Annotated in this window: 14 protein-coding genes, 2 pseudogenes and 1 riboswitch; of the genes and pseudogenes, 5 read left to right on the top strand and 11 right to left on the bottom strand. The window is 76.0% G+C overall.

Annotation, left to right across the window (positions count from 1 at the left end):
* Nucleotides 1-16: 16 nt before the first annotated feature.
* From I6A81_RS37390 to I6A81_RS37375, 4 genes and pseudogenes are all read right to left on the bottom strand, one after another.
* The gene (locus I6A81_RS37390) at nucleotides 17-682 is read right to left on the bottom strand and encodes a sulfotransferase family protein (RefSeq protein ID WP_203005763.1); all 666 of its coding nucleotides are present in this window, start codon (nucleotides 680-682) and stop codon (nucleotides 17-19) included.
* A 442-nt stretch (nucleotides 683-1,124) separates the two neighbouring features.
* Nucleotides 1,125-1,787: pseudogene (locus I6A81_RS37385) on the bottom strand (dienelactone hydrolase family protein); the annotation flags it as partial.
* 130 nt (nucleotides 1,788-1,917) lie between these two features.
* Nucleotides 1,918-3,030: a baeRF2 domain-containing protein gene (locus I6A81_RS37380; protein ID WP_307875176.1), complete on the bottom strand. Its 1,113-nt coding sequence runs from the start codon at nucleotides 3,028-3,030 to the stop codon at nucleotides 1,918-1,920.
* Nucleotides 3,027-3,818 (bottom strand): phosphatase PAP2 family protein, encoded by a 792-nt coding sequence (locus I6A81_RS37375; RefSeq protein WP_203005762.1) that lies wholly within the window; start codon nucleotides 3,816-3,818, stop codon nucleotides 3,027-3,029. The genes I6A81_RS37380 and I6A81_RS37375 overlap by 4 nt, the downstream gene beginning before the upstream one ends.
* A gap of 501 nt (nucleotides 3,819-4,319) precedes the next feature.
* On the opposite strand from I6A81_RS37375, the gene I6A81_RS37370 reads away from it, so the two are divergent.
* Both I6A81_RS37370 and I6A81_RS46450 read left to right on the top strand, forming a co-directional pair.
* Nucleotides 4,320-4,985, top strand: coding sequence for a hemerythrin domain-containing protein (locus I6A81_RS37370; protein WP_203005761.1), 666 nt, complete (start codon nucleotides 4,320-4,322; stop codon nucleotides 4,983-4,985).
* Between the two features lie 263 nt (nucleotides 4,986-5,248).
* A complete protein-coding gene (locus tag I6A81_RS46450) occupies nucleotides 5,249-5,782 on the top strand; it encodes a helix-turn-helix domain-containing protein (RefSeq protein WP_203005760.1) in 534 nt (177 codons plus the stop codon).
* A gap of 177 nt (nucleotides 5,783-5,959) precedes the next feature.
* Here I6A81_RS46450 and I6A81_RS37360 read toward each other — a convergent pair whose 3' ends face one another.
* Complete coding sequence (locus I6A81_RS37360) at nucleotides 5,960-6,316, bottom strand: Zn-ribbon domain-containing OB-fold protein (RefSeq protein ID WP_203005759.1); 357 nt, start codon at nucleotides 6,314-6,316, stop codon at nucleotides 5,960-5,962.
* Between the two features lie 215 nt (nucleotides 6,317-6,531).
* On the opposite strand from I6A81_RS37360, the gene I6A81_RS37355 reads away from it, so the two are divergent.
* Nucleotides 6,532-7,737, top strand: a complete 1,206-nt coding sequence (locus tag I6A81_RS37355; RefSeq protein WP_203005758.1) for a thiolase family protein — start codon at nucleotides 6,532-6,534, stop codon at nucleotides 7,735-7,737.
* Between the two features lie 98 nt (nucleotides 7,738-7,835).
* Here the strand turns inward: I6A81_RS37355 and I6A81_RS37350 are convergent, their stop codons facing one another.
* From I6A81_RS37350 to I6A81_RS37320, 6 genes are all read right to left on the bottom strand, one after another.
* Nucleotides 7,836-11,624, bottom strand: a complete 3,789-nt coding sequence (locus I6A81_RS37350) for a hypothetical protein (RefSeq protein ID WP_203005757.1) — start codon at nucleotides 11,622-11,624, stop codon at nucleotides 7,836-7,838.
* Nucleotides 11,617-12,534, bottom strand: a complete 918-nt coding sequence (locus I6A81_RS45910) for a DUF3293 domain-containing protein (protein ID WP_203005756.1) — start codon at nucleotides 12,532-12,534, stop codon at nucleotides 11,617-11,619. Before I6A81_RS45910 ends, I6A81_RS37350 begins: the two co-directional genes overlap by 8 nt.
* A 50-nt stretch (nucleotides 12,535-12,584) precedes the next feature.
* Nucleotides 12,585-12,695: riboswitch (SAM riboswitch) on the bottom strand.
* 498 nt (nucleotides 12,696-13,193) lie between these two features.
* Nucleotides 13,194-16,247, bottom strand: a complete 3,054-nt coding sequence (locus I6A81_RS37340; protein ID WP_307875175.1) for a PASTA domain-containing protein — start codon at nucleotides 16,245-16,247, stop codon at nucleotides 13,194-13,196.
* Nucleotides 16,248-16,715: 468 nt separating this feature from the next.
* Nucleotides 16,716-17,108: a VOC family protein gene (locus I6A81_RS37330; protein WP_203005755.1), complete on the bottom strand. Its 393-nt coding sequence runs from the start codon at nucleotides 17,106-17,108 to the stop codon at nucleotides 16,716-16,718.
* 111 nt (nucleotides 17,109-17,219) lie between these two features.
* Nucleotides 17,220-17,954: an AMIN-like domain-containing (lipo)protein gene (locus I6A81_RS37325; RefSeq protein WP_203005754.1), complete on the bottom strand. Its 735-nt coding sequence runs from the start codon at nucleotides 17,952-17,954 to the stop codon at nucleotides 17,220-17,222.
* Nucleotides 17,955-18,108: 154 nt separating this feature from the next.
* Nucleotides 18,109-20,265 (bottom strand): hypothetical protein, encoded by a 2,157-nt coding sequence (locus tag I6A81_RS37320; protein ID WP_203010454.1) that lies wholly within the window; start codon nucleotides 20,263-20,265, stop codon nucleotides 18,109-18,111.
* Between the two features lie 636 nt (nucleotides 20,266-20,901).
* Here I6A81_RS37320 and I6A81_RS37315 point away from each other — a divergent pair.
* Nucleotides 20,902-21,867 carry an AAA family ATPase gene (locus tag I6A81_RS37315; protein ID WP_203008360.1) on the top strand — a complete coding sequence of 322 codons (966 nt, stop codon included), beginning with the start codon at nucleotides 20,902-20,904 and terminating at the stop codon, nucleotides 21,865-21,867.
* Between the two features lie 3 nt (nucleotides 21,868-21,870).
* Nucleotides 21,871-22,383: pseudogene (locus I6A81_RS44385) on the top strand (hypothetical protein); the annotation flags it as partial.

The following is a 22,383-nucleotide window of genomic DNA, read 5'->3' as shown; positions in this document are numbered from 1 at the left end:
GGGGCGGCCCTGGGTGTCAGTGGGCGGGGCCGAACCCGGTCGGGAGGGACGCGGCGGCGAGGCGGGCCCGCTGCTCGGCCTCGAACCCGCCCGACTCGTTGGCGCGCGGGAAGGGATCCGCCGGGACCGGAATCCCGAGGAACGAGCAGAGCGGCTCCCAGCCCTGGGCGACGTCGAACACGAGCAGGCGGTCGGCCGGGATCTCGCGCCGGACCGCCGCGTCGTGCTCCGCGAACACCCGCAGGGCGTGGTCCCGGTCCGCGAACCGACCGCCGAAGGTGCCGTCCCAGATAACCAGGTCGAGGATCCTGATGAGTGGCGCGACCTCGGGCGGCAGCTCCGCCGGAATTCGTAGCCGCGTCTGGTGGAGTGTGTTGCTCACGCTTTCATACCACTCTCCCGGGTCGCGTACCGTGAGAATGACCGGGGCATCTGGGTAGTATTCGGCGAGCTCCCGCCAGAACCGCGCGCCCGGCCAGTCGACGGTCGCCTTGTACTGGCCGTAGACGGCGTCCCAGTCGACGGGCCCGCCCTCGGCCGCGCTCAGCCATTCGGGCACGGCCTCCCGCTGGGTCATCAGGTCGTAGCCGTGGTGGCAGGGGCCGAAACCAAGCTGCTCGAGTGCCGTCTTGAGCGAGAGCGTGCCGGTCCGCCCGAAGCCCGCGCCGATGATGCCGACCATTTTCCTCCTCGGATTTCCCCCCCTCGAAGAACCGCTGCGTGGGCAGGCTATCGACCTTGGTCGGCGGGCTGGCGGGGGAAGTTTCCTGTTGAGGAAAGGGTCTGCTTGTTGTTCGTCAAGGGTGGCGGCTGGGCCAATGCGCGCCAACATCCTCCACCGAGAAATAACAATGCAAATTCCATCGAAATGGTGAAGAACGTGTCGGTCCGCGACCGGCCGGCCGCTGGCTGTCGTCGGCTCCCGCGGCGGGCCGGCCTGGCGGACACGAGGCGTGCGGGGATCGTCAGATCGTGCCCAGTGGCAAGTCGCCGGCGACTACCCGGAGGCGACCGAGATCGGCGAGCGCGGTGAGGCCGCCGGGCCGGGTCGCCGAGGTGTGCTCCCAGAGTGAGGCCGACGGCGGGCCCGGGCGGGCCACCGGCGCGGCGCCCGGCGACGCCGGTCAGGCGCCCACGGCTCGGCCGCCGGAGGGCGGTCCCGTGGCCGTGAGGTGGCGGATGAACCAGTCGCGGGCCAGCCCCGCGACGGCCGCCAGGGCGCCGGGCTCGGAGAACAGATGGGTGGCCCCCGGGACGACCGCGACCCGGCTCTCGGCGCGCAGCAGCTCCCGGGCCCGCTGGTTGAGCTCCAGGACGAGGTCGTCGGCGCCACCGACGATGAGCAACGTCGGCGCGCGCACCGCGGGCAGCCGCTCGGCGGCCAGGTCGGGCCGGCCGCCGCGGGAGACGACGGCGCCGACCCGGGCGCCGGGCTCCGCCGCGGCCCACAGCGCGGCCGCGGCCCCGGTGCTGGCGCCGAAGTAGCCGACGGGGAGCCGCGCGACACGCTCGTCGCGCAGCCAGTCGGTGACCTCGAGGAGCCGGCGGGCGAGCAGGCCGACGTCGAACACCTTCGCGCGGTCGGTCTCCTCGTCCGGGGTGAGCAGGTCGAACAACAACGTGCCCAGCCCCGCGTCCGTGAGCTCGTCGGCGACGGCGCGGTTACGCGGGCTCAGCCGGCTGCTGCCACTGCCGTGCGCGAACACGACCAGGCCACCGGCGCCGTCGGGCACGGTGAGCTCGCCGGGCAGGCGCGCCGGCCCGGCCTGGATCTCCACCGGGACGGCCGGGCCACGCACGGGCCGCCGGCCCAGATCCGCCCCGTTCTGGAAGGTCACGCCACCCACCTCCTCGTGCCGTCGCCTCAGTCCGCGCTCCGGCCGGGACGCCGCTCGCCGCCGGCCGGCTCCCGGGGCGCTACCCGCTCGCCGCCGGGTAGCGCAGCAGCGCTCCGAGACCCTCCGCCGGCCCGTTCGCCGCCCCCGGCGGGAGGACGTGGACGCCGGCGCCGGTGCCCAGGGCGGCGCGCGCGGCCACGTCGGCGAGCCTGCCCGCGGTCGGCGAGGTGACCAGGCCGGCGAGCGTTCCCGGATCGGTGGCGAGGTGGGCGGCCTCGGGGCCGAACCACGCCACCCGATCGTCACCGGGATCGTCGACGACGAGCAGCGTCTGGGCCGCCGACCGGGTGAGCGCCTCGACGGTCGCGCGGGCGCCGTCGGCCGCCAGGCCGTGAGCGCGGTCCTCGACGAAGCGGGCGAGCAGCGCGTCGCCGCTGGTCCTGGCCTCGGCGTCGACCAGGTCGTGGATCTCCTGGTCGCGCAGCCGGTCACCGCGGCTGGGATGCCGCGCGCCGTGGTCGAGCTGGCGCACCAGCGGCGCGACCCGGGCCGGCAGCTGCTCGCGCAGGAGCTGGACGGCCCGCACGTCGCCCGCGACGGCGACCAGCGCGGCGTTCACCTGCTCCGTCAGCGCGGTCACCGCCTCGGCGACCTTGCCGGCGTTGTGCGCCCAGGAGTCCTCGGCGCGGTCTTGGAAACGCCGCTGTGACCATCCGCCGGGAGCGTTGCGCTCGATCTCGTCGTCGCTGCCCTCGACCTGGGCGAGGATGCGTACCCCATCGATGTCCGCCCGCAGGTCGGCGCCGGTCCGGTCGGTGAGCACCACCAGGTGGGGCACGATGCTCTGCTCGTAGGCGAGCAGCGGCAGCACGCAGGGCAACGGTCCCCAGACGGCCCGGTCGTCCAGATCCGAGGGCAGCCGCCGTGACCAGACGACCCGGCCGTCGGCGGCGAACGCCGCGAAGGCGGTGTTCTCTGGTCCCACCGCGATCACCGCGTCGTCCAGGGCGCACAGATCCGCGGGCGCGGCTCCCGCCGCGTCCAGCTGGTCACGCAGCCGGCGCCACCGAAGCGCCCGCCGCGGCTCGATCTCGGCGAGCTGATCCGTCAAACCCAGATAGAGGGTCGCGAACGGGCCGGTGGTCGCGAAGAGCCGTCCGACGTCCATATCCGCGGTCACTAGGGCAGTCACTGCGGCCTCCTCTGTTCGTCCAGACCTGAACCCCCTACCCGCCTGGTCGGCGATAGTGCGGCACGTGCCCGGCGGCGGCCGCCGCGGTCCGGTGGAAGATCCTCGGCGGCCGGCGGGCGGGCGCGCCGGCGCAGCCGGCCGACGGTCGCGGCCAGCGCCAGCCAGAACAGCCCGAAGGCCCAGCCGCCGAGGACGTCGCTGGGCCAGTGGACCCCGAGGTAGACCCGGGAAACCCCCACCCCGACCGCGAGCACGGCCGCCGACGCGACGATGACCGCGACCGCGCGGCGGGTGGGGGGCACCAGCCGCAGAAGCAGGCCGGCGGCGAGCCCGTACCCGATCGTCGCCGTCACGGTGTGCCCCGACGGGTAGGAGAACCCGAAGGGCTCGGTGAGCCAGCTCACCGACGGGGGCCGGGGCCGGGCGACCGCGCGGTTGATCGCCAGACGTGCCAGCTGGCCGGCGGCGAGCAGCGCGGCGGCGCCGGCGAGCGGCGCCCAGCGCCCGGTCCGCCGCCACACGGCGAGCCCGAGGGCGACGAGGACGGCATAGACGACCAGGCCGTAGCCCAGGTTGGTGACGACGTGGACGAGCGGCGTCAGCCAGCCGGCGCGCAGGCCGATGACGTCGCGCGACAGCCGGACGTCGGCGCGGACGACGCCCGTGCCCGTCGCCGTGTCCCAGGCGAGCCCGGCGAACAGCAGCCCGGCGGTGACCAGCGTCAGGATCGACGCGATCAGCCACCGGTCGGCCGGGGCGGCCCGGGTGGGCCGGTCGAGGCGGACCATCAACGCACAGTAGCTACGACGGCTACGACCTGGCTGCCACCGGCCGTAGTGGACTCGGTATCCCGCACCTCGGGTCTTATTCCGCGCCTACGGACTTTTACCGCCCGCCGCGTCACTTCTGTCCCGGAGCGCCCGGCCGGTGGGCGTGGGCTCGGGGCGACCGCGAGGCCGGGCGCGGGGCGGCCCGGAGCGCGCCCCCGCGGCGGCACACCAGGCACCTCCCGGGGCCGGTGGTGTTAGCACGTCAATCGGCTCGCGAAGGCGGTCCCGCGGGCGACAGAGGCAGTACGGCGGGTCCCGCGCCGGTGATGCTTCGAGCACCCCCCTCCCGGGGGCCCGCCGGCCCCCCGCCCGGGCCCCCCCGCGCGGGGCGCAGCAGCCACACGAAAAAATAGGGCGGGGCCCCGCCGCCCCCCCCCCGCGGGCGGGGCCGGCGCCCCGGCGCCCCCCCCGCCCCCGGGAGGTGAACAGGAAACCGATCTAAAGAATGGGACGGGCACCATGCTGACGGCCAAGGACCTGCTGCCGATCCGGCTCCTTCACAACGGCATGCGTGTCGAATACGGCCGGCTGGCCGCCGTGGCGCGGGCGCCCCGGGATGTCGCGCACGCCGCGCTCATCGAGGACCAGATCGCCCTCACGCTGAACATCCTGCACCACCACCACACCGCCGAGGACACGCATTTCTGGCCGGCGCTGCGGGCGCGGGCGCCGCGTTCCGTCGCCGGGCTGGACCGGCTCGAGGCGCAGCACGCCGAGATCGACCCCCTGTTGCGCCTCGCCGGCGACACCAGCATCACCCTTCCCGAGCGGGCCGGCATTCTGGCCGAGCTGCAGACCCTCATCGGCGCGCACCTCGACGAGGAGGAAGCGATCGGCTTCCCGCTGATCATGGAGCACTTCACGCCCGAGGAGTTCGCGCGGATCGACGAGGAAGTGCAGCAGGGAATCAGCCGCCGCGACATCCCGGTGCTGTACGGCTGGCTGGCGAGCGCCGCCGACCCCAAGCTGCGGGCCGACGCGCTGGCGACGGTGCCGTTCGTCCCGCGCATCCTGTTCAGGCTCATCTGGAGCCCCTCCTACCAGCGCCGGTTCGCCCGGCTCGGCTACCCGGCCGCCGCCACCGCCCGCGAGACCGTCCTGACCGGTGACGGCGCGGCGTCCTGACCCGGCCGCGTGGTCTCCCGCCTCCCGCCACCCGCCACCTGCGCGACCTCGGCGACCTCTGCCGCGTCCTGCCTCCGCTGGCTCCGGTCGGCGTTGGCCCGGCTGGGTCCTGGCGCGGCCGGCGAGCCGGCAGGCCTGGCGGGCCGGCCGCGCCGGCCGGCTCGCCGGGCGGCGCGGCGGCCTGGCGGCGGTGGGTGCCGGCGCGCGTACTCTTCGGAGAACCCGCTGATCAGCGGCCCGTTGTGCACGGTATTGTTTGCTTTATGACAAAAGACGGGGAGCGGCACCTTCACGCGGTGCGCGAGGACTGGCCCGCCGTCGCCGCCGCGCTCAACGAGCGGATGACGGCCCGCCGCCTCAGCCAGGCGGAGCTCGCGCTGGCGGCCGGCGTGTCGGTGGCGACGTTGCGGGTCCTGCAGCGCGGCAACGGCGCGCGGCGGGTGCAGAACTCGACGTTGTTCGCCGTGTCCCGCGCGCTTGGCTGGGCCGAGGACCACCTGGTCAGAGTGCTGCTCGGCGCCCGCCACCCGGAGCCGGGCGGCGCTTCGGCTCCCGCCGGCGCTGCCGGGAGCGGGCCGTCGCCGACGGCGGCCGACGCCGACGCCGACCTCGCGGCCAAGCGGCCCCCGGGAGAGGACGCCGCTCGTCGGACGCCCGCGGACACCAGAACGCGGCGGCCGAGCCGCGGCCAGCCAGATTCCCGCGCCCAGCCGGACCTGCCCGCGCAGATCCTGTCGACCCTGCGGCGGATCGAACGACATGTCGACGACATCGCCCGCCACGTCGTCAGAGCCTGAGGCCGCGGCCGACGGTGTTCCGGCTCGTCCGTGACCGGCGAACTCCCCGGCTCGTCCGTGACCGGCGAACTCCGAGTACCCGCCCGCTCTGCCGACCCGGATGGCTCATTTCTCGTTAAAAGGGCGCTTTCTTACGAAAGGCTCCCACGCCGACCGGCGCGGCCGCGGTCCGTCTCGTCAGGCCCTTTCGAAAACCGGCACGAGCATGTCGCCGCGCTGTTCGAAGGCGACGCGGACCGGCATGCCGACGGCGACCTCGTCCGGCGGGCAGCCCACGATGTTCGTGGCCATCCGCAGATCCGTCTGCTCGGCGAGCTCGACGATGGCGATGACATAGGGCACCGGGATGGCCGGCTGGAACGCGTGGTGGTTCACGGTGTAGGTGAAGACCGTGCCTTCCCCGCTGACGGGCTCGGCCGCCAGCGGCCCGGCGCAGACCGGGCAGCGTTCGGCCTCCGGGTAGACCCAGCGCCGGCAGTCCACGCACCGGTGGACCAGGAGCTGGCTGCCCGCGTTGACCGCCGGCGTCGTCATGTGGCCTCCGGGCGCGATGGGGATGGGTGGCGGGGCGCCCTCGACCGTATGGCGGCTGGCCGGGCTCGCGCACCTCTGGGCGGCCTCGCGCACCTCTGGGCGGCAAGGCGGCTTTGGCTGACGGCAGGGCGGCCTTGGCGGCAAGCGGCTTCGGTGGTCGCCCATTCCACCCTCGATCGCGTGACGGTGCCGTGTCTCGGGCATAGCGTCGCCGCATGACCGAACTGCCGGAGAGCCGCGCGATCATCTCGGGGATCGGGATCTCGCGGATCGGTCGACGAACCGGCATCCCGGGCCTGGAACTCACGGTGGAGGCCTCCCGGCGGGCGATCGCGGACGCTGGCCTGGATCCCGCCGACATCGACGGCGTCGCGACCCTGGGGGAGACACCTCCGCGGGACGCGTGCGCCGCGCTGGGACTGGCGCCGGCCTATCTAGGCGGCGGGTTCGAGGCGGGCGCGCTGCTGGCGCCGGTCATGGCGGCCGTGCGGGCGGTCGCCGCCGGCCAGGCGCGGCACGTGCTGGTCTACCGCACGGTCCAGATGCTGGGCGGCGTCGTCCTGCCGGGGGGCGACGCCAACCACCTGAGCGGAGCGACCGCGGACGAGGCTCCCGCGGCGCGGACCTCGTCGACCCGGGCCTACCCGGCCCGGGACGGCCAGGCGGGCGGCCTGGCCCAGCTCATGACCCATCGTGCCTACTCCGCCGCGAACTGGCTGGCGCTGCACTGCCGCCGGCACATGTACCAGTACGGCACCACGAAGGAGCAGCTCGGCGCCCTGGCCATCAACAGCAGGCGCAACGCCGGACTGAACCCCTTGGCCGTCTACCGGAGCCCGATCACGTTGGACGACTACCTGTCCGCCCGGCCGGTGTCCGATCCGTTCGGGCTGCTGGACTGCGACGTCCCGATCGACGGCTCGGTGGCGCTGGTGGTGTCGGCAGCCGATCACGCGTCGGCCTGCGAGCACCCCGTCCGGATCGAGGCGATGGGAGGCTCCACCGGCCCCGGCGGCTGGTACTTCCGGCCTGACTACCCGAAGATGGCCTCGGCCGACGCCGCGGCCGAGATGTGGTCACGCACCGCGCTGCGGCCGAGCGACGTCGACTTCGCCGAGCTCTACGACGGGTTCACGTTCCTCACGCTCGCCTGGCTGGAGGCCTTCGGGTTCTGCGGCGACGGCGAGTCCGGCCCGTTCGTGGCCGACCCGGGCCGGATCGCGCTGGAAGGCTCCTTCCCGATCAACACGTACGGCGGTCAGCTCTCCGCGGGCCGGATGCACGGCTACTGGATCGTCCACGAGGCCTGCCTGCAACTGCGCGGCCAGGCCGGCGAACGCCAGGTCGCCCGCCACCAGGTCGCCGCCGTCGGCGTGGGCGGCGGCCCCATCGCCGGGGCGCTCCTCCTCGCGGCCGGATAGCCGCACGTGCTCACTGTTGGATAGCCGCACGTGCTCACTGTTGGATAGCCGCACGTGCGCTGGCCGAGGAGGCCGGTGGGCGTCGACGCCCAGTGCGCTCAGTTCGCCGGCCCGCCCGCGGACGGCTGGGGCGCGGTGCCGGTGAGCAGGCGGGCGGCGGCGCGGACCTGGGCGATGGCGACGTGCCAGGCCGCGTGCAGGACCGACCCGACCGCCTCCGGCGCCGGCCAGAGCAGGCAGGAGGGCGGCAGGCAGATCCGGTAGGTGAGGGTGCCGGTCTGCTCGTGCGCGATCCAGGCCCCGCAGGTGGGCTGGGGGGCCGACCCCGCGATCAGGGTGAGGGCGGTGGCCAGCTCGGCGTCGTCGGACTGGTGGGCGTCCGGCCGTGAACCGCCACCGCCCAACGGGTCGAGACCGCCTGGCCGGGTGAGGCCCGGGTCGAGGTGGGTGTCGAGAACCAGCACGCCTGAGCCATAGAACGGGTGGTCGCCGGGGTACGGCGGGGCCAGCCGGGCGACGGTGCGCGGCCCGTGGCTGGCCAGTCCGAGCTCGTCGGCGAGCGTGAACCCGGCCGTGCCGGCCTCCGGGGACCCGGCCTGGGCCTCGGATGCCTGGCCGGCGTCCGGTCGGCTCTCGGGGAGCGTCCCGGCGGGGACGGCGTCGGGCCCGGCGGGCGGCTCCGGCTCGGCCAGGACGAGGAAGCCGGTGCCGGCCCCGTCGTCCGCGATCTGGCCGTCGAACAGGAGCCGGCCGAGCGCGTCGCGGACGTGCGCGTCCCGGAACGAGTTCCCGAGGCGCCCGGGAACGGTCAGCGGGCGCTGGCCGCCCACGCCCGGCTCGGCGTACCCGCCCAGGTCGGGCAGCCACGTGCGGCTCCCGGCCGTCAGGGTGGCGAGCAGCAGCGCGAGCGGGCCACGCAGGCCGTCGAGGGGCAGCTCGAGGCGGGTGAGCAGGCGGGGCCGGCCCGGCTCGCTGGTCGGCTGGGCCAGCCGCGGCCAGCTCATCAGCTCCTCATGCGCCGGCGGGGTGTACGGGCGCGCCAGCTCGACCACGACCGTGCCCTGGTCGGCGGTCTGGCCGCCGCCGGCCCCCGCGCCGGCCCCGCCCTCGCCGGTGGCGGCGGAACCGTCGGCGGTGGCGGCCGAGCCGTGGGCGGTGTCCACGAAGTCGTGGGCTGTGCCGGGCGCGCGGGCGGTGAGAGACAGGCCGGCCGGGTAGTCGAGCACGGAGCGCAGCGCGCCGAACATCGACGGCAGGCCGGCGGCGAGCTCCGCGGCCGTGCGCGCGTCCGTCACGGGGGTGACCGGCGAGTCGGCCAGGCTCACGAACACGATCCACTGCTGGTGGCGCAGCAGCCGGGCGAGCGCGCTGGCGACCTCGTCGGGATGGTCGCCCAGCAGCGTCTCCGGGAAGAACCAGGTGGTCAGGCAGGGCGTGTCGGTGTCGTCGAGGCCCCAGCCGCCCACGACGGTCAGGTCGTCGGCCGCCGCGTCGGCCAGCAGCGCGCGGTTGCGGTCGTTGCACCAGGCGGCGCGCTCGTCGACGTCGCCGGGCAGGTAGTCGAGACAGGTCCGTACCCGCGTTCCCGGCCCCAGGTCCGGGTGGTCGAAGCTGTCCAGCTCGGCGCGGCAGCGCGCGGCCACCCCGGACGGGTCGAAGGAGCGGGTCCACCACTCGGCGGTGAGCGCGCGTCCGGGGCGGTGGCCGGTGACCCGATGCGGCGGCGCCATCAGCGCGGTCAGCGCGAGCGGCGGCACGAGCGGGCGCGGCCAGTCGCCCTCGCCCGTGGTTTCTCGCGCCCCGGCGCGGATGTCGGGCAGCGCCTCGAACAGGACGTCCCGGCTGGGCCGCGGGCCACTGACCGGGTGCGCGGAGGCCGCGGCGACGGCCCCACGGCTGGGGCCGCCGAGGCCGGTGAGCTCCGCCGCCGCCTGCTCGGCGCGGACGAGCTGGTAGATCGCCGCGAGCCGCGCCCAGGTTCGATCGGGCGTCCACGGCGTCGGCCCGACGTGGAACCGCGCGACCGTCTCCACGGTCCCGGACCCGGGGTCGAGCACCAGGGTGGAGCAGCCGTCGGCCGCGTTGCGCCGCGCGAGCAGCCGCAGCACCTCCGGCGTCGCCCGCGCGCCGCTGGCGACCTCGGTCGAGACGCGCAGCGAGCCGGCCCGGCGCCCGTCGGGGACGGGGCGCGGCGTCACCCGGACACGCTGGCGCCCGCGGTGCGGCCACCAGTCGAAGCCGGCGTCCCCGAGCACGGACCACTCCACGTCCGGGCCGACCAGCCCGGCGTAGAGCGTGTCCAGCGTCAGGGCCGGCTCGTCGCCGCTGGTGGTGTCGGCGGCGAACGCCAGGCCGGCCGGCCGCAGCGAGGCCGGGCCGACCGGGCGCCGGTCGAGCGCCGTCAGCTCCTCGTCCGCGAGCAGCACCCGGCGGGCGAGCAGCGACGCCCCGGCGGCGGCGAGCAGCACCTCGCGCAGCACCGCCACCGTCGTCGCCGGGTGGCCCGAGGCCATCGCGTTCGGCAGGAACACCACCCAGGTGGGAGCGTCGTCGCGCAGGACCCAGGCGCCGATGCCGTGCCCGGCGCCCGGGTCCTGCGCGTCCTGGCCGTTGAGCGCCGCCAGCAGGTGGGCGACGTCGTCGCCCGCGGAGCCGTCGGCCCGCCTTCGCCGGTCGGACGCGGACCCCGGGACGATCACCGGCGCGCGCATGGTGAGGTACAGGCCCTCGCCGGCCTCCGGATGCGGGTCGTGCCGGCTGGCCTGCACGAGGCTGGTCAGGGCCCCCTGGCCCGCCGGCTCGCGGGCCGCGACGACGTCGACGGGCCGGTCGTCCGGCCCCGGGGGGAACGGGCCCCAGCCGAACGGGACCTCACACCGGAAGCCACGCCCGTCGCCGGCGCCCCACACCGGCCCGCCGTCGGCCTCCTGGTCGTAGCGCAGCTCGTCGAACGCCGTCAGCAGCCCGCGCCACAGCGGGGTGTTGTCCGTCTCGGCGCCCGCGTGCAGCGCGTCGAGGTAGTGGACGACGCGGTGCCGGCTCGGCCGGACGGCGCCGTCGTCGCCGCGGACCAGGTACGGCACCCCGGCCACCTCGTCGTGCAGGCCGGCGGCCAGCGCGCCGACGGCCGTCGCGATCTGCGCCCCGACCGTGGCGACCGCGAGCTGGGCGAGCCCCGTCGTGTCCGGTGCGTCGTCCCCGGTGTCGCCGTCCTCGTCCTCGTCGTCCTCCTCGTCGTACTCCCGCGGCTGATCGCGTCGGCCGACGACGAACGAGCAGGACAGATACAGCACGCCCGGCTCGACGGCGGTGCCGTCCGGTTCGGCCTCCTGGGCGTCCTGCCCGCTCGCCGGCCCGTCCGGCTCGTCCGGCTCGTCCGGTGACGGGACCGGCTCGCCGGCGGCCGGGGCTGCCAGGTCCTCGACGTTCGAGGCGCCCCCGGCGTCCGCCACGCCGGCGGGCGCCGGTGGGTCGACGGGGCCGGTCTGACCGGGCAGGCGCATGTCCCATCCCGAGCTGTCCTGCGCCTCGTCGTCGTCTGGATCGTCGTCCAGGTCGACGGGGTCGGGGATGGCTGGCCAGGGGCCGGCCATCCAGCGGTTCAGCGTGCAGGCGTCGTTCAGCCGTTCGCACAGCGCGGCGGCCCGGGCCGGGTCCCCGATCGTCGAGACCGGTGTCGTCACCCGTAGGACGGCGACCGAGGAGGCTCCGCGCGGCACCGCCAGCAGCTCCAGGAAGGTCGCCAGCTCGCTGTGCCGCCAGGTCAGCCCCGTCCCGTCGGGACCACGGCCGACCCAGTCGTCCTCCGCGCCCAGCCGGCGCAGGACGTGCGCGCGTAGCTCGGCGGCGAGCGGCAGGCCCGTGTTGAAGGCCAGCGCGTCACTCACCGGCGCCGCCCCGCGAGGCCGGGAGGTCACGTGGGGCCGGGGCGATCTCGCCCGCCAGCCCGGTGGGCGCCGGCCCGGGCTCCGGAGTGGTTCCGGCCGCCTGGCCCGGCTCCGGGACCGGCGGCGGTTCGCCCGGCGCCGCGGCCTCGGCGTTGGCCGGCTCCGCCGCGCGCGCCCGCGCCCGGGCGATCGCGGCCTCCTCCTCGGCCTCCGCCCGGGTCCGGTCCGCCTGGGCCGCGGTGGCCGGCGCCCGGAGCGGGTCGGGTAGCGCGGTCTCGACGCGGACGCTCTCCCAGCCGAGCTCGCGCGGCTCGACCAGCTCGTCGCAGGGCACGAGCGACCACGCCGTCCGCGTCCACTCGAAGATCGCGTCCTGTTCGAACTCGGCGCCAAGGGCGCGCGCGCGGGCCCTGCTGAGGCCGGCGACGGCGATGCCCGGCTCCGCGTGCCCGCCGGCGCCGCCGACGGCGGGCCAGGACGGCAGGCCGGTCGCGGCGACCTGGCCGGCCAGCGACCGCTGCCGGCCGGCGTTCTCATGCGGGCGCAGCCGCCGGGAACGGGGATTGAACGCGGTCAGGACGTGCACCCGGTCGACGCCGGGGAACGGGAAGTCGCCGGCGGTGGTGCCGGGCTCGGCCGGGCTGACCGTCACGGTCGCGGCCCCGACGCCGATCCGGACCCGTGCCCGCTGGTAGTCGGCGAGACGCCTCGCGACGCCGTCGGCCGCGCGCAGCCGGCCGAACGCCTCGTCGAGCCGGCGCACCTCCGCCCGGCGCGGGTCGGGGTCGGCGGCCAGCAGCTTTCGACGATGTTCGAGATAGGAGCGGCAGGCCGCCGTGGCCGAAGCTCCCGGCGTGGCGCCAAGAATGGCCAGCAGCTCGGTACGGCTGGGATTCGCGGGCGTCGGCACGTGAACCTCCGGGGGCCTCGGTGGACCCCCGTGACCAGGCCGGCCCGGGAGATCCGCGTTATCGCCGTCAGCTGTCACTGGCGGCGATCAGGTCGTTCCTGGGGCACCTTGCGCGAAGGTTGCCGGACGGCGAGCCAGGCCTTGACACCATCCTCTTGACCGAGCGTCAGATTAGAACCTCCGTGTACATTTCGCAACTATTTGGTCGATATGGGAAGATCTGGGATCTCCGTCCGGGCCGCGCGAGCGGCAGGAGCCGTCCCACGCCCGGCTGGTCACATTCAGAAGTTGAATGCGTCGCAATGCTACCGGTGTGGTCCGACACTTCTGCCCGGATCGCCGATGCCGGCCGCCCCGGGAAATCATCATCGGCCCGCGCCGCCCGTCCCCGTCGATCACCGCTGACGGACGGCTGGCCGGCGGGCAGGGGAAGATGCCCACCGGGCCGGCACTGTCCGTGGGGAAGGTACTGCCCGCGCAGGCACGGCCAGCGAGCAGGCTCAGTCAGGGGACCCCGGCCGCGCCCAGGCCCGCCGCGTCGCCGCGACGACGCGCGTCCGGCCGGCCGTCCCGGCTCCTCGCGGGCGACGGGCGACCTCCGCCCGGCCACCCGGCCCGAGCCCCCCTCAGGACCCGGGCCCCTCAGAACCTGAGCGCCCTCAGGACCCCGTCGCGGGCGTGGTGGAGACCGGTGGCGGAGGGGTCGTCGTGGTCGGTGTGGTGCCCGGGCCGGGGGAGCCGCCGCCGTCCGGCGGGTTCTGCGCCACGGCGACGGTGATCGTGACGGTCGTCCCGCGCCGGACCATGCCGGACGGCGGGTTCTGCGCGAGCACCGTGCCCGCGGGCTGGCTGCTCGCCTGCTGGCGCACGGAGACCACGAGACCGTAGGACTTGAGCGTCCGCTCGGCCTGGGCGCGCTGGCCGCCGACCGTGTTCGGCACCGACACCTGGAGGCTGACCACGGTGATCGTCACCTTGCTGTTCACCGTCAGCTCGGTACCGGGCACCGGGTCGACGCTGCGCACGAGCCCCGGCCCGACGGTGGTCGGCCCGGTGTCGGACACGGTCTCGACCACCAGCCCCGCCTTCTCCAGTGCGGCCCGCGCGTCCGCCTCGGGCTGGCCGACGACGTCGGCGACGGCCGTCTTGCCGGGGCCGGTCGACACGGTCAGGGTCACGGTCGTGTTCTTCGCCGTCGACCGGCCGGCGGGCGGGTCGGTCGCGGTCACCGTGCCGGCGGTCTCCGAGCTCGTCGCGTAGGTGAGGGCCACGTCGGTGAACCCGGCCGCGCGCACGGCCGCCTGCGCGTCGTCGGCCGGCCGGCCGACGACGTTCGGCATGGTCGCCAGCGTCCTCCCGCCGCCCGCGACGACGACGGTGATCGTGATGGTCGAGCCGGCGGGCACCTGGACGCCGGCGGTGGGATCCACGGCCGAGACCCGGCCGCGGCCGACCACCGCCGGGCCGGTGGTCGCCTTCACCAGGACGGTCAGGCCGTACTCCTGCAGGGTGGAGCGCGCCGCGGCCTCCGTCAGCCCGACGACCTCCGGGACCCGGACCGACTCCATGCCGGCGGACACGACGAGCGTGACCGTGTCCGTCGAGTCGATCCGGCTGTCGCCGCCCGGCCGGACCGCGAGGACCGTGCCCTTCTCCTTGAGGTTCGGGGTCATCTCGAGCCGCACGTGGCTGAAGCCGAGCGCGCGCAGCCGCGCCTCCGCCTCCTTGGACGTGAGCCCCACCAGGTCGGCGGGAACGGTCAGCTCCACGAGCGCGCTGACGGTGCTGGCGGGCCGGCTCGGGGAGCCGCCGAGCGCCGCCACGGCGGCGACGGTCACCGCCGACAGGGCGACCAGCACGCTGAACACGCTGACGACGGTCGTCCAGGGAATCCGCCCGGTCACGGCGAGCCAGTGGCGCCGGCCCGGGGTGTCCCGGGAGGAGACCAAATCGTCGCCCCGGACGACGACCAGGTCGGCCGAGGTGGTCGGCTGCTCGGAGTAGAAGCCCGGCCGGGCCGCCGGGCTGGGCAGCGCGACGGTCTCCATGGTCCGCGCCGGGCTTCCCGCCCCCTTCAGTACCAGCGTCCGGTGCTCGATCGCCTCCGGGCGGGGCCCGCCCTCGCGCTCGCCGGAGCCGCGACCGGCGTGGGCCTCGTCGGCGACGGGCGGCCCCGCCTGGGCGGCCGCCCCGTCGTCGCCCGCCTCGGCCGCGTGGTCGCCGGGGGCCATCGGCTCCCGCGCGGCCTCGGGGCCGTCTGACCTACCAGGCGCGTCGGGCGTACCGGGCGTGTCTGGCGTGTCTGATGTATCGGGCGTGTCGGTGCCGCCGGCCGCGCCGTCCTCGACGGTGGCCGCCGACGGCTCGGCCGGGGCTCGCTCCTGGGCGGCGTCGGTCCCGGTGCCGGCCGGCGCCGGGACCGCGTCCGCGGTCTCCCGGACGTCCTCGGCGGGTGTGCCGTCCTCGACGGCTTCCGGCCCCGCGGGATCCGCCGAGACCACCCGCGCGCCGGGCGTCCGCGCGGACACCATGGTCTCGCCGGCCTCGCCAGCGCGGACGGCCTCGTCCGCGGTGCCGGCCTCGTCGGTGCCGCCGGCCGCGCCGGTCACGTCGGCCTCGCCGGTGACATCGGCGTCGTCGAGGCCGGCGGAGGCGCCGGGGCCGCCGGAGGCGGGGAGGAGGCCGTTCGGGGACCCCTGGCCGTTCGGCTCGCTCGGGATCACGAGCGGCGGGGTGGGCCGGGTGGCGCTGAGCGCCTGCAGCCTCAGGACGATCTCGGTGGCGGTCGGCCGCCGCGCCGGGTCGCGGAGCATGGCGTCGCGCACCACGCCGGCGAGCGCCTCGTCGACCCCGTCCAGATCCGGGTCGGAGTTCACGATGCGGAACAGCACAGCCGGAACCGCGCCGTTCCCGAACGGTCGCCGGCCGGTGGCCGCGAAGATCACCAGTCCGCCCCAGGCGAAGACGTCGGCCGCCGCGGTGACCCGCTCGCCGCGCGCCTGCTCGGGAGCCATGAAGGCGGGCGTCCCGACGACCAGGTCGCGGGTGACGGTCACGCTGTCGGGCGCCCAGGCCACCCCGAAGTCGATCACGCGCGGGCCGAACTGGGAGAGCAGGATGTTCGACGGCTTGAGGTCGCGGTGCACCAGGCCGGCGGCGTGGATCACCGTGAGCGCGGAGGCCACGCTGACGGCGACCCGCTCCACGTCCGCGGAGGAGAGCGGGCCGTGCGTCGCCACCGTCTCGGCCAGCGACGGGCCGTCGACGAACTCGGTGACCAGGTAGGGCGGCCCGTCCGGTGGGTCGACGGCGTCGAGCACCTCGGCGGTGCAGTAGCGCGACACCCGGCGCGCGACCTCGGCCTCCCGCCGGAAGCGGTCCCGGTACTCGGGGTCGTCGGCGAGTTCCGGGCGCACGACCTTGACGGCCACCCACCGGCCCGTGGGTGACCGGCCGAGGTAGACGGTGCCCATGCCGCCCTCGCCGAGGCGGCTCAGCAGCTGGTAGCGGCCCAGCTCGCTGGGGTCCGACGGGCGCAGCGGACTGCCCGGAACGGACGCGGCCCGCGCCGCGGGCACCGCCGGCGAACCGCCAGAACCCCGGCCCGTGGCCGCGGCGTCGTCCCGCCGGGGCTCGGGCCCGGTCTCACGGCGCGCGAACAGGCCGCGCCTGATCGCGGCGGGCGCGGTGCCCGCCTTTGCGCGTGAGCTCACGTTGCCCCCGGTCACCTTGTCGAAGTGGTCGGACGGCAGCGCGTCCCTCCTTCAGGACGCATGGCGGCCCGAGCTGGTTGTCTCCTGTCGTATATCCGACACGTATGACAAACTCGGTCGCCGACTCGCCGGCCGGTGCTGGAACCCTCCCCGCCGTCACCGCTGACCAGGAGCCAGAGGCCGCGCCAGCGCCCGGCTCCCGGCTTGCTGGGAGCCGACTCGTCAAGGCCGTGTGGCGACCTCGGGGCGGGTTCCGGTCGACCTCCGCGCGACCAGGCGCGCGGACGTCTTCCCTGTCATCGATACCACCGGTTCGGGGCGAGGACGGCCAAGGGCGTCGAGTTTTTCCCGAACTGACAGGGAGGCGACTCTCCGCGTGCGCGGCCGGCGCTATCCGTGGATGGCGCCAACCAATAGTGGAGGGTGTTGGTTGTGATTGGTTGACCCATTGATGTGTGTGGGCGGTGCTCAGGCCGGGCCGATGAGATCCCAGCGGTTGCCGGCGATGTCGAGGAAGACGACCACCCGGCCGTAGGGCTCGGTGCGTGGCTCGCCGACGAATGTGACGTTCGCGGCAACCATCCGCTGGAAGGCCACTTCGAAGTCGTCCACCCGCAGGAAGAAGCCGACCCGCCCGCCGGCCTGGGCGCCGACCACCGCCGCCTGCCGGTCGCCGTCCGCGCGGGCGAGCAGGATTCCGGTCTCGGCTCCCGGCGGCCGGACCACCACCCATCGCTTCGTGTGGCCGGCGTTCGTCACCGCCGGTGAGTCCTCGGCCAGCTCGAAGCCGAGAACATCGGTGAAGAACGCGATCGCGGGGTCGTAGTCGTCGACAACCAGTGCTACCAGGCCAAGATGCACTCGACGAACGTAATGCGTTTTCCCGAATGCCCGCGCGCCGGTCGCCGTCCCGGGCGGCTGAGACCCGTCCGGGTAAGTTCCGGCCGGCCCCGGCGGCCGGCGGCGCCGCCGTCAGGGCGCGCCGGTGGGCCGGGCCGCGAAGTCGAAGATGAGGCGGTCGGGGCCGGTCAGCTCGGTAACGCGGTAACCCGCCTTCCCCACCAGCCCGATGCCGAGATGGATGTAGCCCTCGAAGTCACCGGCCAGCATGATCTGCTGGATCGTCGGCAGGCCGCCACCACCGGCGACCGGGGCCCGCAGGGTGGACTGCCCGGCGTCGTCGTGCGCGGCCGCCGGGTACAGCACGATCTCGAAGTCGGACGGCCCCGTCAGCGCCAGCGCCGAACCCTCACCCGGCCTGACCACCTCGTCGACGTAGCGGGCCGAGTAGCCGGGCAGGCCGCCGGTGAACTCGAGGACCACCCGGTCGAAGCTCAGCCCGTTCTCCTCGTTGTGCGCCGCGCGCACCTCGACCAGCCGGGGCGTCGGCTGGATCGTTCGCGTCAGCGAGGTCGGGTCGCTCGGCCAGTTCGGCGCCTGGGCGGCGGGGGCCCGCGCCGGGCCGGGGCTCGAGCTCGTGCCCGGCGTCGCGGCCGGGTTCCCGGCCGTGGCCGGAGTGGTCGCCGGGCCGCCGGTGGATCCCGGCTCCGGCGAGTCGCCGCCGGAGCAGCCCGCCAGGGCGCCGACGACCAGGGCGGACGCGAGCAGGAGGGCACGGGTGGCGCCGGCCCGCCGCCGCTCGTGGGCATCGTGAACGGCCCGAGCCCCCGGTGTGGACGTCGTGGTCCGCGACCCACGTCTCGTCATGACGGCCTCCGACCTGTGCCCGGCCCGTCTGGCGACGGGCGACGGAGACGACGACGGTACGCCGGGACCGCGCCGTCGGCTCGTGAATGTCCGGATGATGACTGGGCCTCGGCGAACGTCCCCGCTCGGCGCTCTCGCCGAGGGCTGGGCCGGGTCATGACGCGGCGCCGCCGGCCGGCTCGCCGGGATCGGCGGTCGGCTCCGGCCCCGAGGTACCGGTGGGCTCCGGCTGGGGCGTCACGGTGCGGGTCGCCGTCGGCTGGGGCTCCGGCTGCCGGGTCGTCGGCGGCTGGCTCGGGCCGGGCGAGGGATCCGGCCGGCCGCCGTTCGGCCCGCCGGGCTGGCCGCCGTGCCCGCCGCCGCCGCCGTTGCCCTGGCCGCCGCCGTTGCCCTGGCCGCCCGCGCCGTCCTGGCCGCCGCCGGGCCGGCCCCAGCCGGGTGGCGAGACCTGGCCCCGCCCGTTGCCCGGCCCGCCCCCGCCGCCTGAGCCGTCGCCGGCCGGGACCGACCGCTGGGCACCGGGTGTCGGCCCGGGGGGCAGCGGTCTGGGCGTGCCCGTGCGGGTGCCTCCGGGCAGCGACGAGCCGAACTTGAGGATCGGCCGAGGGGCGCCGCCGTCGACCAGGACGACGTTCGGGCCGGCCTCGTCGTTGATCCAGAGCCGGCCGTCCTGGATCTGCGCGGTGATCTTCGCCTGCCCGTTGGCCGGCGCGACCGGCACCGGGGCGGCGAACCGACCCGTGGCCGGGACGTAGTCCCAGACCACCCCGGCGTCCGAGTCCGGCAGGTAGACGTGGCCGTCGTGCCACGCCGGCGCGCCGAGCCGGCGCCCGCCGGCGGCCGGGCCTCCCGTCGAGCCCGGCGTGCCGGCCGTGGCGCCGCCCTGGGCGGAGCCCGCGCCGGTGAGCGCGGCGATGTCGACGGCGGTGTCGCCGACGGCCGGCAGGGCGACCGCGCTCACCTCGCCGGCGGCCAGGTCGACGAGCAGCAGCTGCCCGCTGGCGGGATCGACGAGCGCGAGCACGTCGCACGGGGTTCCCACCAGATCCGGGAACCCTGCCCGGCCGGCGGCGCCCGGGGTCCCTGGCGGATCGGCGAAGCCGGACCGGGAGCCCGGGGTGCCCGCCAGGCGGGCGACGCTCCCGGAGGCTGGCTGGCAGGACGTGGTCCGCGCCTGGACCAGCAGCGCCGCGCCGCCGCCCGCGGCGACCGGCAGCCCGATGGCGGCCTCCACGTGGTCCGCGGCCAGGCGTGCCACCGTCCCGGCGGTCCGGTCGACGACCACCGGAGAACCGGCGGCGACGATCACCTCGACCTGGTGGCCCGCCGGCGCGCTCGCCACGGGGGTGGCCGGGGAGCCGGAGCGGACCGGCACGACCGTGCCCGCGCTGGGAACCGGCACCCACAGCGTGCCGTCCGGGGTCTGGGCCGCGCCGCCGAGCCCGGGCGGGAAGGCGACCGGCGAGCCGAGCTCGGCCAGCGTGCGCGGGTCGAGCCGGCTCACCCGGCCGGAGGCGGCGTTCACGGTGTAGGCGGCGCCGTGCGCGGCGGTGACCATCGTTCCCGGCGGATAGGCGACGGTCGCCGTGATCTCCAGCAGCGAGGGGTCGATCCGCCGCACCGTGCCGGTCACCGTGTCGACGACGATCACCGCCTCCGCCTCGTCTGAGGACCACCCCTCCGGCAGCGGCGCCTCGTCGCCCCAGGCAGCCGGGCCGCCCGGGGCTCCCGCCGGGTCGGCGGAGCCGAGCGGGTAGGTCGTGGCGCCTGGTCCCGTCGGCGCGGCCGGCGCTTCCGTCGCCGCCGCGTCGCGGGTCGTGGAGCCGGGACGCGCCGTCGGTGGGCGGACGAAGTCGGTGATCACGACCAGGGGGTGTCCCGCCGCCCCCGGCAAGGTGATGGCCGCGTCGGCCCGGCCCGACGGGCCGTTGACGTGGAACAACAGGCCGAGCGGCTCATTCGTGAGCCAGCCGCCTCCGTCGGTCAGGTCGAGGGTCACTGGGCGGGCGCCGCGACCGAACGCGGCCGTCGCCGCGACGGCGACCAGCGCGAGCGCGGCGACGATCGACGTCGCCCGGCGAGTCCGGCTCGTTCCGCCCGGACCGTCGTCCGAGAGGGCGGCCGTCGCGCCCGGGCCGCCGTCCGCGGAACCGGCCGTCGCGCCCTGGTGATCCCATGGCTCGCGGCCGGCGGCCCCCGGCCCGGCCGGGCCGGTCGGCCCGGTCGGCCCGGACCGGCCCGCCGCGCCGGCCCGTCCAGCCGGCTCGGCTGGGCCGGCCGGCGTTGGCCTGTTGGGCGGTATGCGCGTCACGGCTCGTGTGACGAGCAGCCACCCTGACGGGTTGCGATCATCTCCGGACCAGATGTGATCACTTGTGTTCGGTTCGTGCTGGCCTCACCCCAGGACGAGCCCGGCCCCAACTTCCTCGCGAACCAGGACAACGAACCCGAAGAGTTCCTCGTCCTAGTCAGCGAACCGATTCGGGCCGTGGAGACACGGCCGCGCACACCGGATCGGTTCCGGGCGGCTCCCCCCGCCGCCCGCGGGCGGGTCGCGCCGGGTCGTCCCCCTCGGACGGCGCGGCCCGCCCTCACCGCGGACCCGTACCGCTGGTCCGCCGCGGACCCCGTGCCGCGGTCCCGGTCCGCCGACCTGTGGAAGCTCGACCGCCCGCGAACGCCGGGCGGGCCCCGAACGCGCGCCGGCGCCGCCCCACGGGCCGAGCTCCGGCGGCGTGTCAACGAGGAGGAAGTTGGCCGTGGCAATCGCCGGACCCGCTGGGGCCCTCGGGCCCGCGACACAGGAGGCCTGTCGCGCGCCCGCCGGCCGAGGGGCGCCGACCAGGCCGCCCCTCCCCGCTCGCTCCGCGGCGATCAGGGGCGGCGAGGCCGGGCGGGGGCGGCGCGGGAGCGGCGCTCCTCACGGCGGCGACCTGGGCGGCGCGAGGTGAGCACCGAGCTGGAGACGTTCGCGACCGCGTTCGCCGACGTCGTCGCGAACGTGGAGCGGGTGATCCGCGGCAAGCGGGAGGCGATCGAACTCGCCGTCATCTGCCTTTTCGCCGAGGGGCACCTGCTGGTCGAAGACGTTCCCGGCCTGGGCAAGACGACGCTCGCGCGCAGCCTGGCCGCGTCGGTGAACGCCAGTTCCCATCGGATCCAGTTCACCCCGGATCTGTTGCCGTCCGACATCACCGGCACGACCGTCTATAACCAGCGGCTGGGCGAGTTCGGCTTCCGGCCCGGTCCGGTATTCGCGAACCTCGTCATCGGGGACGAAATCAATCGGGCGTCCCCGAAGACCCAGTCCGCGCTGCTGGAGGTGATGGAGGAGCGGCAGGTCACCGTCGACGGGACCCGTTACCAGGTGCCGCTGCCTTTCATGGTCGTCGCGACGCAGAACCCGGTCGACATGGACGGCACCTATGCCCTGCCGGAGGCGCAGGTCGACCGGTTCCTGATGCGGCTGCGGCTCGGCTACCCGGGGACCGAGGCGGAGCTGGAGATCCTGGAGGCCTGCCAGGTCAGCCGCGGGGTCGAGGACCTGACGCCGGTGATGCGGGCGGAGGACGTCGTCGCGCACAGCGAGCGCACCCTGGCCGTGCACGTGGCCCCGACGCTGCGGCGCTACATCGTCGACCTGGTCGCCGCGACCCGGCGGATCCCCGACGTGCTGAGGCTCGGCGCCAGCCCGCGCGGCAGCATCGCGCTGCTGCGCGCGGCGCAGGTGCGCGCGGCGGCCGCCGGCCGAGAGTTCGCCACCCCGGACGACGTGAAGGCGCTCGCCGGCCCGGTGCTCGCGCACCGGCTGGTGCTCAGCCCGGAGACCGAACTGAAGCGCGTGACGGCCGAGGACGTGGTCGGCGAGGTCATGCGCGCGGTTCCGGCGCCGCGTCGCCTCGTGGGCGTGTAGCCGGTGGGCGTCGACGAGAACGCCCCGCCGGCCGCTCCCGCCGCCCCGGTCGCGGTGACGGAGCCGGAGGCCGTCACCCGGATCACTCCGCTCGGCCTGGGACTGCTCGCCACGGCCGTCGCGCTGGCGGCCGGGACGGCCGTCCTGCGCTATGCCGAGCTCGCCGCGCTGGCGGCGGCGGCGTTCGCCGCGCTGCTGATCGCGGCGCTGGCGGTGGCGCGCCGGCCCCGGCCGCGAGCGACGCTGCGCGTCAGCCCCGGCGCGGTGCCCAGGGGCGAGGCGGCCGTGCTGGTGGTCGAGATCCACAATCCGTCCCGGCGGCCGTCCCCGCCCGTGCGCCTCGAGATCCCCTGGGGCCATGGGCCCCGCCTTCCCTGGGGCCAGGGGCCCGGCGTCCCCCGGGGCCGCGGGCCCCCCCCCCGGGGCCCCCCCCCCCGCCCCCCCCCCCCCCCCCCCCCCCCCGCCCCCCCCCCCCCCGGGCGCCCCCCCCCCCCCCCGGCCCCCCCCCCGCCACCG

The organism is Frankia nepalensis (assembly GCF_016786325.1).
GTDB lineage: Bacteria > Actinomycetota > Actinomycetes > Frankiales > Frankiaceae > Pseudofrankia > Pseudofrankia nepalensis.
The sequence above is the reverse complement of the archived record's forward strand: the minus strand, read 5'-3'. Positions and strand labels throughout refer to the sequence as shown.